Here is a 19,084-nt window from a genome sequence, read left to right on the forward strand (position 1 = left end):
CGATCCCGGCTTCCCGGATGCCGCCGGGGCCGGGCCGTGCTCAGTAGTTGGTCCGGGCCACACCCACCGGGCAGCTGAGCCCGTTCGGGCCGTGGTTGCAGTAGCCGTCCGGGTTCTTCGACGGGGCCAGGTACTGCTGGTGGTACGTCTCGGCGAAGTAGTAGTCACCCAACCGGTCGATCTCGGTGGTGATCTCACCCCTGCCCGCCCGCGCCACGACCGGTGCGAACGCGTCCCGGGACGCCTGCGCGGTGGCCAACTGGTCGTCTGTGGTCACGTAGATCGTCGAGCGGTACTGGGTGCCCACGTCGTTGCCCTGGCGCATGCCCTGGGTCGGGTCGTGGTTCTCCCAGAAGACCTTGAGCAGATCCTCGTAGCTGATCGTCGACGGGTCGTACGCCACCTGGACCACCTCGGCATGCCCGGTCCCGCCGGAGCACACCTCCTCGTACGTCGGGTTCGGGGTGATCCCACCGGCGTAGCCGACGGAGGTGGTGACGACCCCGGGCAGCGTCCAGAACAGTCGCTCCGCGCCCCAGAAGCAGCCCATTCCGAAGACGGCGACCTGGGTGCCCGGCGGAAACGGCGGCTTCAGCGGGGTGCCCAGCACCTCGTGGCGGTCGGCGACCGGCATCGCCAGCGGGCGACCGGGCAGAGCCTGGTCAGGGGTGGGTAGATCGGCCTTCATGCGGCGAAGGAACACGATGGAACTCCTTTCGTACCTCTCCCCGCGTGCAACACCGGCGGACCCGGCTTCCTTACCCGCCCCGCTGCGGCTCAGGCCCCGGCCAGGGCTGCGGTCTGAGGCCCCGGCCAGGGCTGCGGTCTGAGGCCCCGGCCAGGGCTGCGGCTCAGGCCCCGGCGGTCAGGGCTGCGGCGATCCGGGCGGCGTACCCCTGGGCCTCGGTGTCGTCGGCGTAGCGGGTCCGGGGCCAGAAGAACCCGCGCAGACCGTCGCCACGGGTCCGGGGGACGACGTGGGTGTGCAGGTGCGGCACCGACTGGGACACCCTGTTGTTCATCGCCACGAAGGTGCCGCCGGCCCCCAGACCGGACTCCACCGCCAGCGAGATCCGCCGGACCAGAGCGAAGTAGCCGGGCAGCGTCGGGGCCGGCAGGTCGCCGAGCGTCACCAGGTGACGGCGGGGCACCACCAGGACGTGCCCCCTGAAGACCGGTCGGGTGTCCAGGAACGCCACCCCGTCCGGCTCGTCGGCCACCCGGGACGCCGGTGCCCGCCCGGCCACCACCTTGCAGAACACACACCCGTCAAGCACCGATCCGGTCCCGGCCATCGTCGAATTCTGCACGGTGTCGGCCACGTTGTCGGGTACGCCTCCGGGGTGTCGGACGATCGGACTAGCCTCACGGGAATGAGTCACGGCTTTGAAACGCTCGCCATCCACGCCGGTCAGGACCCGGAGGCGCGGACCGGCGCGGTGATCCCACCGATCTACCAGACCAGCACGTACGCCCAGGACGCCGTCGGCGCCCCCCGGTTGGGCTACGAGTACAGCCGCTCGGGCAACCCGACCCGCGACGCCCTCCAGGAGTGCCTGGCCGCGCTGGAGGCGGGCCGGGTGGGTCTGGCGTTCGCCAGTGGTCTGGCCGCCGAGGACGCCCTGCTGCGGACGGTCTGCGCCCCGGGTGACCACGTGGTGATCCCGGACGACGCGTACGGCGGGACGTACCGGCTCTTCGCCCGGGTGGCGCAGCGGTGGGGGCTGGAGTACACCCCGGCGAAGGTCTCGGACCCGGACGCGGTGCGGGCCGCGATCCGACCCGGGAGCACGAAGGTCGTCTGGGTGGAGACGCCGACCAACCCGCTGCTCGGCATCGCCGACCTCGCCACCCTGGCGGGCGTCGCGCACGACGCCGGGGCGCTGCTGGCCGTGGACAACACCTTCGCCTCGCCCTACCTGCAACAGCCGCTCCTGCTCGGCGCCGACGTCGTGGTCCACTCGACCACGAAGTACATCGGTGGACACTCCGACGTGGTCGGTGGGGCGCTCGTCGCCGCCGACCCCGACCTCGGTGACGAGCTGCGCTACCACCAGAACGCGATGGGGGCGATCAACGGTCCGTTCGACGCCTGGCTCACCCTGCGGGGGATCAAGACCCTCGGGGTACGGATGGACCGGCACTGCGACAACGCCGAGCGGATCGCCTCCTACCTGGACGGGCACCCGAAGGTGGCTCAGGTGCTCTACCCCGGGCTGCCGTCGCACCCCGGCCACGAGATCGCGGGCAAGCAGATGCGCCGCTTCGGTGGCATGATCTCCTTCCGGGCGACCGGTGGTGAGGAGCACGCCGTCGAGGTGTGCAACAGAGCGAGACTCTTCGTTCTCGCCGAGTCGCTGGGCGGGGTGGAATCCCTGATCGAGCACCCGGGTCGGATGACACACGCAAGCGCGGCCGGCTCGCCGCTTGAAGTTCCCGCCGATCTCGTGCGACTGTCTGTCGGCATCGAGACGGTCGACGACCTGCTCGCCGATCTGGAGCAGGCGCTGGGCTGACCGCTGGCTGGGGAGGATGGCCGTGCAGGACATCATGCCGACCTGGGTCGGGGCGACCGCCAAACAGATCGCCCGGGGCGTACGACGTGGAGACGTCTCCGCGACCCAGGTCGTCGCCGACCACCTGGACCACGTCGCCACTGTGGACTCCGAGCTGGCCGCGTTCCGCGCGGTACGGGGCGGGGAGGCGGTCACCGAGGCGGAGAAGGTCGACGAGCAGGACGATCTGGCGAACCTTCCGTTGGCCGGGGTGCCGGTCGCGGTCAAGGAGAACACCCCCGTCGCCGGGCTGCCCACCTGGAACGGTTCGGCGGCGGTGCGTACCTCCGTCGCCGAGGCCGACCACGAGGTGGTCCGGCGGCTGCGTGGCGCGGGCGCGGTGATCCTCGGGGTGACCCGGATGCCGGAGCTGGGCCTGTGGGGCAGCACCGACGACGAGACCGGGTCGACCCGCAACCCGTGGGACCTCACCCGGACCCCGGGTGGCTCCTCCGGTGGGGCCGCCGCGGCGGTCTCGGCCGGGCTGGTGCCGATCGCACACGGCAACGACGGGTTGGGGTCGATCCGGATCCCGGCGGCCTGCTGCGGGCTGGTCGGCCTCAAGCCCGGCCGGGGTGTGGTCCCCTGTCAACTCGGTGCCGACGACTGGTTCGGTCTCGCCGAGCACGGGATGCTCGCCACCACCGTCGCCGACGCGGCCGTCGGGTTCGCCATCCTCGCCGGGCGGCGACCGGAGACGCTGGTGCCGCCGCAGCGGCTGCGGGTGGGGGTGTCGCTGCGCTCCCCGGTGGTCGGGGTGCAGCCGGACGCGCCCAACCGGGACGCCGTCACCACCGCCGGTCGGCTCCTGGCCGCCGCCGGACACGACACCCTACGGGCCGATCCGGTCTACCCGACCGCGTTGGGCCTCCAGGGGCTGGCGACCTGGTTCGCGGCGGCTGCGGTCGAGGTCCAGGCGAGCGGTGTGGCACGGGGCAGCCTCCAACGGCGCAGCCGTCGGCACATCGCGCTCGGGGACTGGGCCCGACGTCGGGGGTACGTCCGGGAGGCCGACCGGGCCGCCTGGCGGGACCGCTCGATCGGGTTCTTCGCCGACCACGGTGTCGACCTGCTCCTCACCCCTGCCCTGGCCGGCACCCCGCCGCAGGCCGACGGGTGGTCGCGCCGGTCCTGGCGGTCCAACCTGCTGACGAACGTCAGGTACGCCCCGTACGCCGCGCCGTGGAACATGGCCGGTCTGCCCGCCCTGGTGGTGCCCGTGGGGCGTCGTCCGGACGGTCTGCCGGTGGCGGTGCAGCTGGTCGGGCCGCCCGGGTCGGAGTTGTTGCTGCTCGGGGTCGCCGGTCAGTTCGAACTGGCCGCCCCCTGGCCCCGGCACGCCCCCGGCTACCCCCGGGTGCCCGCCGCCACCCCCTGACCGACCGGCCCGACAGGGCCTGGTGGACCATCGGGGACATGACGGAACTGGTCAGCCTCGACGACGTACGGGCGGCACGGGAGCTACTCACCGGTGTCGTCCGGGAAACCCCGCTGGAGCCCTCCCGTCCGTTGAGCGCGGCGCTCGGCGGGCCGGTCTGGCTCAAGTGCGAGAACGTCCAGCGAGCCGGGTCGTACAAGGTGCGCGGGGCGTACGTGCGGATCTCCCGACTGTCGAGGCGGGAGCGGGACCGGGGGGTGGTGGCGGCCAGCGCCGGCAACCACGCCCAGGGGGTGGCGCTCGCCGCCGGGCTGCTCGGCACCCACGCCACTGTCTTCATGCCGGTGAACGCGCCGCTGCCCAAGGTCGCCGCCACCAAGAGGTACGGCGCCCAGATCGAACTGGTGGGCAACACCGTCGACGAGTCCCTGGTCGCTGCCAGGGACTTCGCCGAGCGGACCGGTGCGCTGCTGATCCACCCCTTCGACCACCGGGACGTGATCGCCGGGCAGGGCACTGTGGCGTTGGAGATCCTCGAACAGTGCCCGGACGTGCGGACCATCGTCACCGGCGTGGGCGGGGGTGGGCTGGTCTCGGGGATCGCCGTGGCGGCCAAGGCGCTGCGCCCCGACATCCGGGTGGTGGGGGTCCAGGCGGCAGCCGCGGCGGCGTTCCCACCCTCGCTCGCGGCGGGGGAGCCGCGGGCCCTGTCGGCCTTCTCCACGATCGCCGACGGGATCGCTGTCGGCTGCCCGGGTGAGATCACCTTCACCCACGTACGGGAACTCGTCGACGAGATCGTCACCGTCACCGAGGAGGACATCTCCCGGGCCCTGCTGATGCTGCTGGAGCGGGGCAAGCAGGTGGTCGAACCGGCAGGTGCGGCCGGGGTGGCGGCCCTGCTGGCCGGGGTGGTGGAGGTGGAGACCCCGACGGTGGCGGTGCTCTCCGGCGGCAACATCGACCCGCTGCTGCTGCTGCGGGTGATCGAGCACGGGCTCGCCGCCGCCGGGCGCTACCTGCGGGTGACGGTCCGCTGCTCGGACCGGCCCGGCCAGCTCGCCTCGTTGCTGGCCCAGATCGCCGAGCACCGGGCCAACGTGGTGGACGTGGTGCACCAGCGGGCCAACCCTCACCTGCACCTCGGCGAGGTGGAGGTGGCGCTGTCTGTGGAGACCCGGGGGATGGAACACTCCGACGCGCTGATCAGCGCGCTGCGGGCCAGCGGTTACGAGGTGGGTCTGCTCGGCCAGGGAGCCCGGTGACCTCCGAGGGTGCCGGAGGTCACCGCCGGTCCGGTGGGGCCGGTTCGGCCCGGTCCGGTGGGGCCGGTTCGGCCCGGTGCCGCGCGGCCGGTGGGCGGCGGGGCACCGGGCCCGACGTCAGCCGCCGAACGGCTCGAAGCTGACCACGGTGACCTTGATGTCGGCCCCGCTCGGCGCGGTGTAGGTGACCGCCTGGCCGGGCCGGGCACCGAGGATCGCCTGACCGAGCGCCGACTCGGGGCTGTAGACGGTCAGGTCGGTGGTGGCGGAGATCTCGCGGGAACCGAGCAGGAAGGTCTCGGTGTCGTCCGCGTCGTCGTCGAAGTAGATCGTCACGACCGTGCCGGGTGCGATCACGTCGGCGGTCGGGGCCTCTCCCACCTGGGCGGTGCGCAGGAGCTCCTGGAGGTAGCGGATGCGCCCCTCCTGCTTGCCCTGCTCCTCGCGTGCAGCGTGGTAGCCACCGTTCTCCTTCAGGTCGCCCTCCTCGCGCCGAGCGTTGATCTCGGCCGCGATGACCGGCCGGTTGGCGATCAGCTCGTCGAGCTCGCCCTTGAGGCGGTCGTGCGCGTCCTGGGACAGCCAGGTGGCGGGCGCCTTGTTGTCAGTGGTGGACACAGGCGGTCTCCTCAGTTGTGCGGTACTGGCTGACAGGTAAACATCAAAGCTACCAGTGCGGCGCACCTGAGGGTGTGGTCGATCGTCGGCCGTCGTCTACCGGGCTCGGGCTCCCGCCAGGCCGTAGGCGGGGCGTCCGGACACGCCTCAGGCCGGTTCGCGGCAGCGCATCACCTCACCGATGAAGGGTCGGCTGGTGGTGGTCAGCCGGTGTCGGGCGGTCAGATGCTGCTCCCCGGGGGGCGCGTTCACGGTCACCTGTTCCCGGGCCACCTCGAAACCGTCCTTGTCCCGCGCCCGCAGGGTGCAGATCGCCGACCCGCCCTCGGGGACCGTGACTCGGAAGTCGACGAGGATCTGGTCGTCGGTGATCTCGGTGTAGGTGATCACCTCGGCGTCGTACGTCGGGTCGCCGTACATCCGGTACTGCTGGATCGAGACCAGGGTCAGCCCGGCCACCACCACCGCCACGGCGAGGCCGATCAGCAGCGGGCGGCCCCGACCCCGCCGGGGATCGCGCCGGCGACCATAGCGCCCGGAAGGGAAATTCGGGGCACCGGAGGAGATTGTGGCGTGCGTCTCGTTCACCGGTCGGCATCTCCTGGCGTCGTTGTCGGCGGCATCGGCAAGAATGGCTGCGAGTCCATTCTCCCAGCCCGGGACTGAGCCAAGGATGGCAGGTCGTCCCCGCCGGGTGGGCACAGACGAGGAGCGCCGACGTTGGCAGAGCAACTGCGTCTCATGGCCGTGCACGCGCACCCTGACGACGAGTCGAGCAAGGGTGCCGCGACGACCGCGAAGTACGTCGCGGAGGGGGTCGACGTCCTGGTCGTCACCTGTACGGGCGGAGAACGCGGCAGCGTCCTCAACCCCAAGCTCGACCGGCCCGAGGTGTGGGCCGACATCGCCGACATCAGGCGTGCCGAGATGGACGCCGCCCGGGACGTCCTCGGTGTCGACCAGGCCTGGCTGGGCTTCGTCGACTCGGGCCTGCCCCAGGGCGACCCCCTTCCGCCGCTGCCGGAGGGCTGCTTCGCCGCCCAGGAGGTCGAGGTGGCGGCGGGGCCGCTGGTGCGGCTGATGCGCCAGTTCCGTCCGCACGTGGTCACCACGTACGACGAGGAGGGCGGCTACCCCCACCCCGACCACATCATGTGTCACAAGGTCAGCGTGGCGGCGTTCGAGGCGGCCGGGGACGCGTCGCGCTATCCGGAGCTGGGTGAGCCGTGGCAGCCGTCGAAGCTCTACTACGACATCGGGTTCTCCAAGGCCAAGATCCTGGCGCTGGACGAGGCGATGCGGGCGGCCGGCCTGGAGTCGCCGTACGCGCAGTGGTTGGAGCGGTGGGAGGACCGCCCGGACAAGGGGCCCCGGATCACCACCCGGATCGAGTGCGCCGAGTACTTCCCGGTCCGCGACGACGCGCTGCGGGCGCACGCCACCCAGATCGACCCGGACGGCTTCTGGTTCCAGGTGCCGATGGACCTCCAGCAGCGGGCCTGGCCCACCGAGGACTTCCAGCTCGCCCGGTCGCTGGTCGACAGTCCGCTGCCGGAGTCGGACCTGTTCGCCGGGGTGCGGGAGACCGCCCATGTCAATTGACCGGTTCGCCCGGGGTTACCCTGGTGGTCAGCCGTACCCCGGAGGGATCCCATGCTGACCGCCGCCCAGGTGCTCGCCCAGAACAACTTCGGCAACACCCGTACGGGTGGGCTGACCGGTCCGATGGGGCTGTTCATCATCCTGGTCCTGGCCGCCGTGACGGTGCTGTTGATCCGGAACATGAACGCTCGGTTGCGGCGTCTGCCGACCAGCTTCGACCCCTCGGAGCAGCAGGCCGAGCAGGCCGAGGCCGTCCCGGTCGGGGCGAAAGTCCTCGATCCGACAGACGAGGGAACGGCACAGGAATCCTCACGGAATGCCGCCAACGGTGCCCAGCAGGACCGGAACGGGTAGTTCATTCGTGATTCACGCCGAACCGGATGGTCGCCCCCTGTTGCGACCATCCGGTTTGGCTTAGCCTTCCGCCGGGGGGACCAGACGTTCCCCGAGCCGTGCGCGGAAGGGGGAAGCCGATGCCTGTCACCACAGTGGCTACCCTCCGTGTCCTCCGGCGGCCTGCCGAGGGAGGGGATCGGTGACCTCCGACCGGGCCGGTGATGTGCACGACCGGCTCGGCCTGCGCGGCACCCCGCTCCGCGTGCTCCTGCTCACGGCAGCGGTCCTGGTGACGGCGTCGGCGACCGCAGTGCTAGGCCTGACCCTGCCCACCGGTCTGCCCGACGACGACCCGCTGCCCGCCCCGGCCCGGTTCGGTATCGCAGTGGCCGCCTTCGCTGTGGCCCAACTGGCTCGGATCCGGTTCCGGACCTCGGGCGGGATGGTGAGCATCACCTGGGGCGAGGCCGCCCTGATCGTCTGCCTCCACCTGGTTCCCGCCGGCTGGCTGCCCTCCGCCGTCCTGCTCGGGGCCGGTGGTGCCTGGTGGGCGATGTCGTCGCTGCGGGACCGCCGCCCCGCCGTGGAGATCGTCCGGATCGCCGCCTCGCTGGCGGCGGCCACCGCCCTGGCCGCGTCGGTCGCCACCGCGATCGGCAGCCCCCTGCTCGCCCCGCCGACTGTCGGCACCGCACTCGCCCTGGTGGCGGGTGCGGTGACGTATCTGCTGGTCAGCGCGGTGCTGGGTGGGGTCCTGGTCGGGCTGAGGCACAGCGCGCCGATCGGCACCCCGCTGGTCGCCGCGCTGCGGGGCAAGCTGTTGATGTTCGTCGGCAACGTCGCTGTCGGTCTCCTGGTGGTCGCCCTGTTGGAGATCGACGCCCGGTGGCTGCTGCTGCTTCCGCCGCCGCTGTGGCTGCTCCAGCAGACGTACCGGCACCGGCTCAAAGCCGACCAGGAGCACCGCAACTGGCGGGCGTTCGCCGAGGCCACCGCGGCCCTCAACCAGCTCGACGAACGCGGCGTCGCCACCGCCGCCGCGACCGGTGCCCTGAACCTGTTCGGTGCCGAGTCGGCCGAGGTGGGGGTGGCCCGCCCCGACGGGGGGTGGCGGTGTCACAGGTGCCTCGCCGACGGTCAGGTGACGGTGGGGGAGACCGTCCGGCGCGGCCCCGCCGAACCCCCCGAGCACGAACTCGTCAGGCCGCTCGTCGTCGGGGACTCCGAGGTCGGCGAGCTGCGGTTGGTCTTTCCGCGTACGGCTCCACCCGGCTCCTGGGAACGGGACGCCGTCGCCGCCTTCGGCGACGCCCTCGCCGCCGCCCTGCACGACGCGGCGACCCACCGGGAGCTGCGCCTGGTCACCGAACGTTCCTCGTACGAGGCGGTCCACGATCCGCTCACCGGGCGGCTCAACCGGGCCGCCATGCTCAGCCAGGGCGACCTGTCGCTGCGTCAACTCGCCCACGAACACCCGGTGGCGCTCCTGCTCCTTGACATCAACCAGTTCAAGGAGGTCAACGACACCCTCGGGCATGCCGCCGGTGACGAGCTGCTCCGGTTGACGGCGAACCGGCTGGGTGGCATCGCCCGCCCCGGTGAGCTGCTCGGTCGGCTCGGTGGGGACGAGTTCGCCCTGCTGGTCACGGCGGTTCCGGTGATCAACGACCGGGGGGCTCCGATGGCGTACGCGCTGCGTCGGGCGCGGGAGGTCGCCGAGCGGCTCGCCGCTCCCACCGAGGTCGCCGGGGTGCGGATGTCGGTCGAGGTCTCGGTCGGCGTGGTGGTCGCCGCCGCCGGTTCGGCCGACCTGACCGAGCTGCTGCGTCGGGCCGACATCGCCATGTACCAGGCCAAGGGGGGTGGTGGCAGTATCGCCGCGTACGACGCCTCCCGGGACGCGGCGAGCACCGACCGGCTGGCCCTCCTGGCGGAGCTGCGGGAGGCCCTGGCCACCGACGACCAGCTGGTCCTGGCTCTGCAACCGGCTGTCGACCTGACCACCGGCGCCCCGACCGGGGTGGAGGCGTTGATCAGGTGGCAGCACCCTCGGCGGGGCTGGCTGAACCCGACGGAGTTCATCCGTCCGGTCGAGCACTCGGAGCAGCTCGGTGCCTTCACCAGGTACGTCCTGGACAAGGCCCTCGCGGTGGCGGCCGGCTGGGCGCGGGAGGGGATCAACGTCCCCATCTCGGTGAACCTGTCGGCCCGCAGCCTGCTGGACGCCCGCCTCCCGGCCGACATCGCCGACCTCCTGCGCCGTCACCAGGTTCCGCCCCGCCGTCTGGTCCTGGAGATCACCGAGACGGTGGTGATGAGCGAGTTGAAGGTCATCGACGAGGTGCTGGCGGCGCTGCGGGCGATGGGCGTCCAACTCGCCGTGGACGACTTCGGGACCGGCTTCTCCTCGCTGACCTTTCTCACCCGGATCACTGTGGACGAGTTGAAGGTGGACCGGTCCTTCGTGATCAGGATGGTCGACTCGCCGGAGGCGGCGGCGATCGTCCGGACCACCGTCGGGCTCGCCCACGAGCTCGGGTTGCGGGTGGTGGCCGAGGGGGTGGAGACCGCCGAGCAGCGGCTCGCCCTGGCCGAGCTGGGCTGCACCGCTGCTCAGGGGTACCACTTCTGCAAGCCGATCCCGGCCGACAAGATCAGCGCGGTTCTCGGCTCCATGATCGACACCACCCGCCCGAACGTCCTCCCCCTCCGGGCCGACGGCGCCTCCTGAGCGGGTGGCCGTCGGTCGGTCAGCCCCGGGGGACGACGTCGTCGAGGACCGTGGGGAGGGCGGCCCAGTCGGCCGAGGCGATGGTGGCGTACGACCGGGCCAGGAGTGCCACCCGGGCGGCGGCGGCCACCGGGTCGTTCCCGACCGCCGGGGCGAGCTTGTGGGCGTCGGTCATCACCAGCAGGTAGTGGTTGGCGTGGTACCAGGACGTGTCGATCCCGCCGTCGAGGTAGGCCGAGGTGTTGCCGTCGAAGACGACGAACCAGGGGCGCAGGGCGGTCTCGGCGTACCGGGTGCGGGGGTCCCCGGCCTGGGCACGGAGTACGGCGGGGAAGGCCCGGGCCGAGCCGAGGGTGCCGGCGGCGCGCAGGGCGACCAGGTGGCGGGCGTACTCGACGTCGGTCCAGAGGAGGTCGGTCGGATTGCCCTGCTCGACGGTTCCGGGGATCAGGTGGACGATGACCTTCCCGGCGAGCTGGGCCCGGGTCGGCCAGTTGTCGGCGCGGGCCGCCGCGTCCAGTGTGGGATGGGTGCCGAGCAGGTCGGCGGGGCGGAACACCCGGTCACCGAGGCGGGCGGCGAGGAGGGCGTCGAGCTGGGCCGGTCCCTGGCCGGTGCGGCTGCTGAACCCGGTCTTCAACTCAATCTTGATCATCAGGGGTCCGGCGTCCGGGTGGGCGTCCAGCCAGAGGCGGACGTTGTCCAGGCAGTGGTCCAGGTTCCGGTTCCGGAGGCCGGTGTAGAGCTGGGCCGGGGTGGACGCCTGCACGCAGTTGTTGTCGTTGCCGAGCGGGTTGGAGTGGCTGACCCGCCACACCCTGCTGATGATGTCCGGCCAGACGTCCAGCTCGATCATGCCGACCCGGGAGTCGAGGGCCTGCGCCAGATAGGGGTAGGTGGCCTTCTCGTACGCGTTGTGGGTGCCGACGGCGGTCGTGGCCGAGATCCGGGCGGCCGGGTCGGCGGCGGACCCGGGGGCGGAGAGGGCCGGGGTGGGGGCGGCGGTCAGTACCGCCGCGACCACCGCCACCGACGTGAGCGCAGCCAGGGGACGGAATCCGCGCATGTGTGCCTCCTTCGAGGGGCTGGTCGGCGAGACGCCGACACATGCACAGATATAAATGCATGAGGATGAACGGGGGAAGGTCGTCCGGTGATCGCCGGCAGGCGGGCGGACCCGCTCCCGGGTGGATATGGTCGTCGGGTGAGCCGACTCGTCGACGCCACCAGCCCCTACCTGCTCCAGCACGCCGACAACCCGGTGGACTGGTGGCCCTGGTGCGACGAGGCGTTCGCCGAGGCCAAGCGGCGTGACGTGCCGGTCCTGATCTCCATCGGGTATTCCGCGTGCCACTGGTGCCAGTGAACATCGCAACCCAGTAGAGCGTCAGCCGGCATGACAGCGAAGCCCGTCGTATCAGGCGACACCGCCCGTGACGCTTCGCTAGTGATTCGTTATGCCACGTCAGTCATCGTGGGTTGCCGGCTACGGGCGGTCGGGCCGTGAGAATGGTGATGACTCGGTTGCCCTGCTCGACCCAGCGTCGACTCGTGGGGCAGATCCAGTCGGCGACTTGCAGCGAAGTTTGGTACAGGCTGACCAGGGGTCGATTGAACATCGGTTCGTGGTGGGCCATCCGGTTTCGTGCCTCGTGCAGCGCGCCGACCGCATCGAAGACCGCTGCTCGTCGCTGACGAGGAAAAGCCTTGTGAAGGCAGGGATGCCACAGTCCACGGTCGTACCGACGAGCGAGCAGGAACCGCCAGAAACCAAGGTTTAGTTCTGCGACGACGCGTCCAGGCGTTTCGGGGCGCCCGTTACGTACGGCACGAGCCCTCGCCTTGGCGATGTCATCGACAGCCTCAGCGAACAGGAAACCGTTCGGTAACGCCGAAGATCGGGGATTGAGGTACCAGCGTGGCTCGCCGAAGGTTGGGGCAGACCAGGCTTCGAGTTCGAAGTGTAGGGCGTTTCGCAACAGCACCTCGACGTGGCCCAAGGTTGCCGAGAGCGCTGCCGTGGCCTCGACGTTCCACCGATACAGCGCGAGTGCTGCCCGCAGATCGCCGCCGCACTCCGCCTTGTACGGACCCAGGCGCTCAGGTGAGAGGCGCTGTTCGAGCACCGTCAGCTCTTCCACCTGCATGCCCGTCTCCCGCTCCTGGTCAAAGTGCGCTATGATTCACCACGAAGACCCCGGTCCGCCTCTGCCTGCGAGGGCATGCCGCCGGGGTTTTGTATGCGCTGAGTTCCGATCAGATGTACTCCATGGCTGTCCCTGTGAGTGACTGCCAGGCTAACTCTCTAAATCGTAGAGACTGACGATTGGGAGTGCAACTCCTAGCCGTGCTCGACTTGGCGCCGGAGTACATAAAGCGGCTTCCCGCTTGGCACGTGGACATAAATCCAGCCGTTGATCGTTGTCCCGGTTTGCTCCGCAAGCGCTCGTGACGGAGTCGAGAAGGACCTTCCGTCCGCAAGCTTGAGCCAGCCTCGTGGCGTGATGGTTGCCTCGTGAACCATGCGCCGTCTCGGCTGCTCGTGCCGTAGAACGTCCCCGGGCGCGACAACGTTGGCGTTGATCAACGGCAGCAGGGCTCCTGGTCGTCGCAGCAAGCGCGGCCTGGTTGGTGCGGGCTTCTCTGGTGGTTCCTCCGAGTCTCCGCTGAGAAGCAGGCGGCGCAGCACATCGTTCGGTGTGTCGATCAGTGGCTCGCAGTGCTGCTGCAGGAAGGCGAACACTTCGTCATCGACCTCGATGGTGCGTCTAGCCATTCAGCCCCCCAGTCTCCCGATCGTCACAACTCTGCTATCGTACCTGACGATTGGGAGATGAGGCTGTGCTCGCCGCGTCGCTGACCGACTGCGGGGACCGAGGAGGACGCCATGCCGGCAACGTGATGCCTTGGCGTGAGAGGGTGGGAGTCGTGAACCGGCTCTCTGACAGCACTTCCCCCTACCTTCTCCAGCACGCCGCCAACCCGGTGGACTGGTGGCCGTGGGGAGAAGACGCCTTTGCAGAAGCCAGACGACGAGACGTACCAGTGCTGATCAGTATCGGGTATTCGAGTTGTCACTGGTGCCATGTGATGGCACACGAATCGTTCGAGGACGAGGCGGTCGGGGCGCTGATCGACGCCGGGTTCGTGGCGATCAAGGTGGACCGGGAGGAACGCCCCGACGTCGACGCCGTCTACATGACCGCCACCCAGGCGATGACCGGGCAGGGCGGATGGCCGATGACCGTCTTCGCCACGCCGGACGGCACCCCGTTCTTCTGCGGCACCTACTTCCCGAAGCCCAACTTCGTCCGGCTGCTGGAGTCGGTCGGGACGGCCTGGCGGGAGCAGCGCGACGCCGTACTCCAGCAGGGGGCCGCGGTGGTCGAGGCGATCGGCGGCGCGCAGGCCGTCGGCGGTCCCACCGCCCCGCTCACCGCCGACCTGCTCGACGCCGCCGCCGCCCAGCTCGCCAAGGAGTACGACAGGGAGAACGGCGGGTTCGGCGGGGCCCCGAAGTTCCCCCCGCACATGAACCTGCTCTTCCTGCTCCGGCACCACCAGCGGACCGGGTCGGCCGAGAGCCTGGAGATCGTCAGGCACACCTGCGAGGCGATGGCCCGAGGCGGCCTGTACGACCAGCTCGCCGGCGGTTTCGCCAGGTACTCGGTGGACGGGCACTGGACGGTCCCGCACTTCGAGAAGATGCTCTACGACAACGCCCTGCTGCTGCGGGTCTACACCCAGCTGTGGCGGCTCACCGGTGACCCGCTGGCCAAGCGGGTGGCCCGGGACGTCGCCCGGTTCCTCGCCGACGAGCTGCACCGCCCCGGTCAGGGCTTCGCCTCGGCCCTCGACGCCGACACCGACGGGGTGGAGGGGCTGACCTACGCCTGGACGCCCGCCCAGCTCGTCGAGGCCCTGGGGGAGACCGACGGCCGGTGGGCAGCCGACCTGTTCACGGTCACCGACGCCGGCACCTTTGAGGACGGCATGAGCGTGCTCCGGCTGGCCCGGGACGTCGACGACGCCGCCCCGGAGGTGCGCAGCCGGTGGCAGGAGGTGGTCGGTCGACTCCTGGCCGCCCGGGACACCCGACCCCAGCCGGCCCGCGACGACAAGGTGGTGGCCGCCTGGAACGGCCTGGCCGTCACCGCCCTCACCGAGTTCGTCCGGTTCGTCGAGATCGACAACGCGGCCGGCCCGGAGTCGGCCGCAGGCACCCCGAACCCGACCGACCGGCCCGCCCTGGGCAGCGCGGACAACCTCCTCGCCGGGGTGGCGATCGTCGCCGACGGGGCGCTGCGGGACACCGCCGAACACCTGGCCCGGGTGCACGTCGTCGACGGACGGCTGCGCAGGGTCTCCCGCGACGGCGTCGTCGGGGAACCCGCCGGGGTCCTGGAGGACTACGGGTGCGTGGCCGAGGCGTTCTGCGCCATGCACCAGCTCACCGGGGAGGGCCGGTGGCTCACCCTGGCCGGGCAGCTCCTGGACACCGCCCTGGCCCGGTTCGCCGCCCCCGGGGGCGGGTTCTACGACACCGCCGACGACGCCGAGCAGCTGGTCGCCCGACCGGCCGACCCGACCGACAACGCCACCCCGTCGGGCCGGTCGGCGATCGCCGCGGCGCTGGTGACGTACTCGGCGTTGAGCGGGGAGCCCCGGTACCGGGAGGCCGCCGAGGCGGCGTTGGCCACCGTCGCCCCGATCGTCGGCCGACACGCCCGGTTCACCGGGTACGCGGCGACAGTGGGGGAGGGGCTGCTCGCCGGGCCGTACGAGATCGCGGTGGTCACCGCCGACCCGGCCGGTGATCCGCTGGTCGCGGCGGCGATCCGGCACGCCCCGCCCGGGGCGGTGGTGGTGGCCGGAGCCGCCGACCAGCAGGGGGTGCCGCTGCTCGCCGACCGGCCGATGCAGGACGGACAGCCCACCGCGTACGTCTGCCAGGGGTTCGTCTGCCGCCAGCCGGTGACCACCGTCGACCACCTGCTCGACCAGCTGTAGGGAAGGGCCGGCCCCTGTCGACGCGTACTTTCGACAGGGGTGCCCTTCTCACACTTGCCCACCTCCGGCCGAAGGCCGACGGGGACGCCGTTAGGCTTGCCGGCGAGATGGACACCCGAACCGGACTTCCCGTTGTCGGCATGGTGGGGGGCGGCCAGCTGGCCCGCATGACCCACCAGGCCGCGATCGCCCTCGGCCAGTCGCTACGCGTACTCGCCCAGTCTCCCGACGACGGCGCCGCCCTGGTCGCCGCCGACGTGCAGTACGGCGACCACACCGACCTGACGGCCCTGCGCACCTTCGCCAAGGGGTGTGACGTGGTCACCTTCGACCACGAGCACGTACCCACCGAGCACATCGGTGCGCTCGCCGCCGAGGGGGTGAAGCTCTTCCCGCCGGCCGACGCCCTGGTGCACGCCCAGGACAAGCAGGTGATGCGGGAGCGCCTCGGCGAGCTGGGTGCGCCGAACCCGGCCTGGCGGCCGGTGGCCGACCCCGCCGACGTGACCGCCTTCGGCGACGAGCAGGGCTGGCCGGTGGTGCTCAAGGCGGCTCGGGGCGGGTACGACGGGCGGGGCGTCTGGCTGGTCGACGACGCCGCCCACGCCACCGAGCTGGTCGCCACCCTCCTCGCCGGGGGCACCAAGCTGATCGTCGAGGAGAAGGTGGCCCTGCGCCGGGAACTCGCAGTGCAGGTGGCCCGATCCCCGTTCGGGCAGGTGGCGGCGTACCCGGTGGTGGAGACGGTGCAGGTCGACGGGATCTGCGTCGAGGTGCTGGCCCCGGCCCCCGGGCTGTCCGAGGAGCGGGCGGTCGCCGCCCAGCAGCTCGCCATCGACCTGGCCACCGCCCTCGGGGTGGTCGGCCTGCTCGCCGTCGAACTCTTCGAGACCCCCGCCGGGCTGGTCGTCAACGAGCTGGCGATGCGCCCGCACAACTCCGGGCACTGGACCATCGAGGGGGCCCGGACCTCCCAGTTCGAGCAGCACCTGCGGGCGGTGCTCGACTACCCGATGGGTGACACCGGGCTGACCGCCCCGGTGGTGGTGATGGCGAACGTCCTCGGTGGCGAGCCGGGCGGCATCACGCTCGACGAGCGGCTGCACCACCTCTTCGCCGCCGAGCCCGGTGCCAAGGTCCACCTGTACGGCAAGCAGGTCCGTCCCGGCCGCAAGATCGGGCACGTGACGGTCCTCGGTGACGACCTGACCGACGTACGGGCCCGTGCGGCCCGCGCCGCCCGCTGGCTGACCGTCGGCCGTCCGTGAACGAGAAGAGGACCCGCATGACCACCGTCGGTTTGATCATGGGTAGCGACTCGGACTGGCCGACCATGAAGGCAGCCGGAGAGGCCCTGACCGAGTTCGGGGTCGGCTACGAGGTGGGCGTCGTCTCCGCCCACCGCACCCCCGGCAAGATGATCGACTACGGCCGGACCGCAGTGGACCGGGGCCTCAAGGTGATCATCGCCGGGGCCGGGGGTGCCGCCCACCTGCCGGGCATGGTCGCCTCGGTCACCCCGCTGCCGGTGATCGGCGTACCGGTGCCGTTGAAGCACCTCGACGGGATGGACTCGCTCCTGTCGATCGTGCAGATGCCGGCTGGCGTACCGGTGGCCACCGTGTCCATCGGCAACGCCCGTAACGCCGGGCTGCTCGCGGTCCGGATCCTCGCCGCCGCCGACGAGGAGCTGCGCGGCCGGATGGTGGTGTACCAGGAGAGCCTGGAGAAGCTGGTGGCCGAGAAGGAAGCGGCACTGCACGCCACCCTCGGCTGAGCCACACCCGGCTCCTCACCGCATCCCGCGCAGCGCGGTCTGGAGACGTTCCTGGGCGCGGCGACGGCGTTCGTTGCTCGCGCCCAGGACGAGCAGGACCAGGCCGACCGGGATCAGCACCAGCCACGGCCCGAGGCTGAACAGGGCGTGCACCGCCACGACGACTGTCACCACCGCCCCGATCACCACCGGGGCCTGCTGCTGCCGTACCGAACCGAAGATCAGCACCGCCACCGCCCCGAGCAGGAGCAACACCTGACGGAGCATGCTCGAATCGGTGGCCAGCACGATCGCGCAGGTGGGGAGGAAGGCGGCGACCAACGCCGGCCCGTACGCCACCCAGCTGCTCAGGTCCGGTCGCTGCCGAAGCTCCAGGAGCCCGACGAGCAGGGCCAGGACCGCGAAGGGCAGAGTGTACGCCTCGGGCAGCGCCACCTCGGCGACCCGCATCAGGATCCACCAGGCGGTGATCTCGCAGAGGACCACACCCCAGAACAGGATCTGCCGCTCCACCGGCCGTCGCCTCGGACGGGTGGCCGCCAGCCCGAGCAGCGCCCCCCAGGCGGCGAGCAGGGCGGCGATGTGCCGGGGGGAGTCGAAGGCCAGTGCCAACGCGATGAGCGCGGCGGCGTACCCGCTCCACTCCACGGTGGCCGCCTCCCGGTACGCCTGGGGACGGCGCAGCCGGGGCAGGGTCGCGGCGACCACCTGCAACGCCGCACCGACGGCCAGCACCCCGAACGCGGACCAGACCGGGGCCAGGCCGACGACCAGACCGAGGGTGAGCACGAAGAGCTGCGCCTTGAGCGAGGCGAAGAGCCAGCCGAGGATGCGGGCCCGTTGGGTCCGGCCGAACAGGGCGACGACAGTACCCACTGCGGCCCCACCACCCAGGGCCTGGAGGGTCAGTCCCTGGGTGGCCAGCGCCCCGGCCAGTCCGGCACCTCCGGCGGCCAACCCGATCACGAAGGCCAACACCCGCGCCGAGCGCAGCGAACGGGCCCGCTCCAGCCGGGACGGGGGACGGGCCAGCGCCAACGCCAACATGGTGAGGGCGAAGACGACGAGTCCGGCGGCCGCCCCCGCCGGCCAGGGCCGACCGAGGGAGACCGGGGTGATCAGCAGCGTCACCGCCACCCCGGGGAGCACCACCGGGACGGCCCGGGCCCACCGGCCGGCGGTGAACCCGGTCGCGGCGAGCGCCGCAGTGCCGGTGAGCAGCAGCGCCGTCAACACGTGGGTGGCGTTCACCGCACCAGGGGGCGGGGTGAGCAGCTCCGGCGGCGGACCCTGCCAGATCCGGGTCAGCGTCCGGTACGGCTGCACCAGCGCGGCCAGCAGCGCCGGTGCGACGGAGACGACGGCCAGGACGATGGGGAGCGCGGCGGCGGCCAGCGCCCCGGCGGCCGGGTTGACCCGCCATCGGGGCGCACCGTCGTCCGGTCCGCGACGCAGCGCCCCGTCGAGCAGCATCGACCAGCGGTGTAGCGGCCGGGCGGTCTCGACCGGCGGGTCGGTGGCCGCGCGCAGCAGTTCGGCCAGCACTCCGAGCAGACCCGCCACTGCGGCGTACACCCCGAAGGGGAGACCGGCGAAGACGCTCGCCAGGGCGCTGATCGTGGCACCGACGGCCACGCCGGCGCTCACGTACGGCAGGTACTGCGGGATCCGACGGCGGAAGGCACCGACCACCGCCAGTCCGAGGCTCGTGGCGGCCAGCGCCGAGGTCACCACTACCTGCGGGGAGTTGCCGAACCCGGCGGCGAGCGCGGCGACCGCACCGGGGGCGGCCAGCAGCGCTGCCCCGGCCGC

Annotated in this window: 17 protein-coding genes and 1 pseudogene; 10 read left to right on the plus strand and 8 right to left on the minus strand. The window is 71.6% G+C overall.

Annotation, left to right across the window (positions count from 1 at the left end; all coding sequences use genetic code 11):
• Positions 1 to 40: 40 nt before the first annotated feature.
• Both msrA and ABT336_RS10690 read right to left on the minus strand, forming a co-directional pair.
• Positions 41 to 703 carry a peptide-methionine (S)-S-oxide reductase MsrA gene (gene msrA, locus ABT336_RS10685; RefSeq protein ID WP_350896296.1) on the minus strand — a complete coding sequence of 221 codons (663 nt, stop codon included), beginning with the start codon at positions 701 to 703 and terminating at the stop codon, positions 41 to 43.
• Between the two features lie 148 nt (positions 704 to 851).
• Positions 852 to 1,295, minus strand: a complete 444-nt coding sequence (locus tag ABT336_RS10690) for an HIT family protein (RefSeq protein WP_350896297.1) — start codon at positions 1,293 to 1,295, stop codon at positions 852 to 854.
• Positions 1,296 to 1,373: 78 nt separating this feature from the next.
• Here ABT336_RS10690 and ABT336_RS10695 point away from each other — a divergent pair, with 78 nt between their 5' ends.
• The 3 genes from ABT336_RS10695 to ilvA are packed head-to-tail and all read left to right on the plus strand — an operon-like array spanning position 1,374 to position 5,198.
• Positions 1,374 to 2,516: a cystathionine gamma-synthase gene (locus tag ABT336_RS10695; RefSeq protein ID WP_350896298.1), complete on the plus strand. Its 1,143-nt coding sequence runs from the start codon at positions 1,374 to 1,376 to the stop codon at positions 2,514 to 2,516.
• Between the two features lie 16 nt (positions 2,517 to 2,532).
• Positions 2,533 to 3,933, plus strand: a complete 1,401-nt coding sequence (locus ABT336_RS10700) for an amidase (protein ID WP_350896299.1) — start codon at positions 2,533 to 2,535, stop codon at positions 3,931 to 3,933.
• A 38-nt stretch (positions 3,934 to 3,971) separates the two neighbouring features.
• Positions 3,972 to 5,198: a threonine ammonia-lyase gene (gene ilvA / locus ABT336_RS10705; protein ID WP_350896300.1), complete on the plus strand. Its 1,227-nt coding sequence runs from the start codon at positions 3,972 to 3,974 to the stop codon at positions 5,196 to 5,198.
• 117 nt (positions 5,199 to 5,315) lie between these two features.
• On the opposite strand, the gene greA is transcribed toward ilvA, so the two are convergent.
• Both greA and ABT336_RS10715 read right to left on the minus strand, forming a co-directional pair.
• Positions 5,316 to 5,816 (minus strand): transcription elongation factor GreA, encoded by a 501-nt coding sequence (greA, locus tag ABT336_RS10710; RefSeq protein ID WP_350896301.1) that lies wholly within the window; start codon positions 5,814 to 5,816, stop codon positions 5,316 to 5,318.
• Between the two features lie 147 nt (positions 5,817 to 5,963).
• The gene (locus tag ABT336_RS10715) at positions 5,964 to 6,404 is read right to left on the minus strand and encodes a DUF4307 domain-containing protein (protein ID WP_350896302.1); all 441 of its coding nucleotides are present in this window, start codon (positions 6,402 to 6,404) and stop codon (positions 5,964 to 5,966) included.
• 132 nt (positions 6,405 to 6,536) lie between these two features.
• Here ABT336_RS10715 and mca point away from each other — a divergent pair, with 132 nt between their 5' ends.
• The 3 genes from mca (at position 6,537) to ABT336_RS10730 (ending at position 10,485) form a co-directional block, all read left to right on the plus strand.
• On the plus strand, positions 6,537 to 7,418 hold the full coding sequence (gene mca, locus ABT336_RS10720; protein ID WP_350896303.1) for a mycothiol conjugate amidase Mca: 882 nt from the start codon (positions 6,537 to 6,539) through the stop codon (positions 7,416 to 7,418).
• Between the two features lie 51 nt (positions 7,419 to 7,469).
• Positions 7,470 to 7,772: a hypothetical protein gene (locus ABT336_RS10725; protein WP_350896304.1), complete on the plus strand. Its 303-nt coding sequence runs from the start codon at positions 7,470 to 7,472 to the stop codon at positions 7,770 to 7,772.
• 181 nt (positions 7,773 to 7,953) lie between these two features.
• Positions 7,954 to 10,485, plus strand: a complete 2,532-nt coding sequence (locus ABT336_RS10730; RefSeq protein ID WP_502891150.1) for a putative bifunctional diguanylate cyclase/phosphodiesterase — start codon at positions 7,954 to 7,956, stop codon at positions 10,483 to 10,485.
• 19 nt (positions 10,486 to 10,504) lie between these two features.
• On the opposite strand, the gene ABT336_RS10735 is transcribed toward ABT336_RS10730, so the two are convergent.
• The gene (locus ABT336_RS10735) at positions 10,505 to 11,551 is read right to left on the minus strand and encodes a phosphatidylinositol-specific phospholipase C domain-containing protein (RefSeq protein WP_350896305.1); all 1,047 of its coding nucleotides are present in this window, start codon (positions 11,549 to 11,551) and stop codon (positions 10,505 to 10,507) included.
• 138 nt (positions 11,552 to 11,689) lie between these two features.
• On the opposite strand from ABT336_RS10735, the pseudogene ABT336_RS10740 reads away from it, so the two are divergent.
• Positions 11,690 to 11,845 (plus strand): annotated as a pseudogene (locus ABT336_RS10740) (DUF255 domain-containing protein); the annotation flags it as partial.
• A 109-nt stretch (positions 11,846 to 11,954) separates the two neighbouring features.
• On the opposite strand, the gene ABT336_RS10745 reads toward ABT336_RS10740, so the two are convergent.
• Together ABT336_RS10745 and ABT336_RS10750 are read right to left on the minus strand one after the other, a co-directional pair.
• Positions 11,955 to 12,632 carry a hypothetical protein gene (locus ABT336_RS10745; protein ID WP_350896307.1) on the minus strand — a complete coding sequence of 226 codons (678 nt, stop codon included), beginning with the start codon at positions 12,630 to 12,632 and terminating at the stop codon, positions 11,955 to 11,957.
• A 194-nt stretch (positions 12,633 to 12,826) separates the two neighbouring features.
• Positions 12,827 to 13,261 carry a restriction system modified-DNA reader domain-containing protein gene (locus ABT336_RS10750; protein WP_350896308.1) on the minus strand — a complete coding sequence of 145 codons (435 nt, stop codon included), beginning with the start codon at positions 13,259 to 13,261 and terminating at the stop codon, positions 12,827 to 12,829.
• A gap of 152 nt (positions 13,262 to 13,413) precedes the next feature.
• On the opposite strand from ABT336_RS10750, the gene ABT336_RS10755 reads away from it, so the two are divergent.
• From ABT336_RS10755 to purE, 3 genes are all read left to right on the plus strand, one after another.
• Positions 13,414 to 15,495, plus strand: a complete 2,082-nt coding sequence (locus ABT336_RS10755; protein WP_350896309.1) for a thioredoxin domain-containing protein — start codon at positions 13,414 to 13,416, stop codon at positions 15,493 to 15,495.
• Positions 15,496 to 15,602: 107 nt separating this feature from the next.
• Positions 15,603 to 16,763 (plus strand): 5-(carboxyamino)imidazole ribonucleotide synthase, encoded by a 1,161-nt coding sequence (locus tag ABT336_RS10760; RefSeq protein ID WP_350896310.1) that lies wholly within the window; start codon positions 15,603 to 15,605, stop codon positions 16,761 to 16,763.
• Between the two features lie 17 nt (positions 16,764 to 16,780).
• Positions 16,781 to 17,272 carry a 5-(carboxyamino)imidazole ribonucleotide mutase gene (gene purE, locus ABT336_RS10765; RefSeq protein WP_350896311.1) on the plus strand — a complete coding sequence of 164 codons (492 nt, stop codon included), beginning with the start codon at positions 16,781 to 16,783 and terminating at the stop codon, positions 17,270 to 17,272.
• 15 nt (positions 17,273 to 17,287) lie between these two features.
• On the opposite strand, the gene ABT336_RS10770 is transcribed toward purE, so the two are convergent.
• On the minus strand, positions 17,288 to 19,084 hold a 1,797-nt coding region (locus ABT336_RS10770; RefSeq protein ID WP_502891151.1), incomplete at its 5' end, for an SCO7613 C-terminal domain-containing membrane protein.

Origin of the sequence: Micromonospora sp. NPDC000207 (assembly GCF_040300925.1) — a bacterium.
Taxonomy (GTDB): Bacteria; Actinomycetota; Actinomycetes; order Mycobacteriales; family Micromonosporaceae; genus Micromonospora.

Excerpts from the sequence above, each read along its gene's own strand:
- ABT336_RS10690 (WP_350896297.1), bottom strand. The coding sequence starts at position 1,295 with ATGGCCGGGACCGGATCGGTGCTTGACGGGTGTGTGTTCTGCAAGGTG.
- ABT336_RS10695 (WP_350896298.1), top strand. The coding sequence starts at position 1,374 with ATGAGTCACGGCTTTGAAACGCTCGCCATCCACGCCGGTCAGGACCCG.
- ABT336_RS10700 (WP_350896299.1), top strand. The coding sequence starts at position 2,533 with ATGGCCGTGCAGGACATCATGCCGACCTGGGTCGGGGCGACCGCCAAA.
- ilvA (WP_350896300.1), top strand. The coding sequence starts at position 3,972 with ATGACGGAACTGGTCAGCCTCGACGACGTACGGGCGGCACGGGAGCTA.
- ABT336_RS10725 (WP_350896304.1), top strand. The coding sequence starts at position 7,470 with ATGCTGACCGCCGCCCAGGTGCTCGCCCAGAACAACTTCGGCAACACC.
- ABT336_RS10735 (WP_350896305.1), bottom strand. The coding sequence starts at position 11,551 with ATGCGCGGATTCCGTCCCCTGGCTGCGCTCACGTCGGTGGCGGTGGTC.
- ABT336_RS10745 (WP_350896307.1), bottom strand. The coding sequence starts at position 12,632 with ATGCAGGTGGAAGAGCTGACGGTGCTCGAACAGCGCCTCTCACCTGAG.
- ABT336_RS10750 (WP_350896308.1), bottom strand. The coding sequence starts at position 13,261 with ATGGCTAGACGCACCATCGAGGTCGATGACGAAGTGTTCGCCTTCCTG.
- ABT336_RS10760 (WP_350896310.1), top strand. The coding sequence starts at position 15,603 with ATGGACACCCGAACCGGACTTCCCGTTGTCGGCATGGTGGGGGGCGGC.
- purE (WP_350896311.1), top strand. The coding sequence starts at position 16,781 with ATGACCACCGTCGGTTTGATCATGGGTAGCGACTCGGACTGGCCGACC.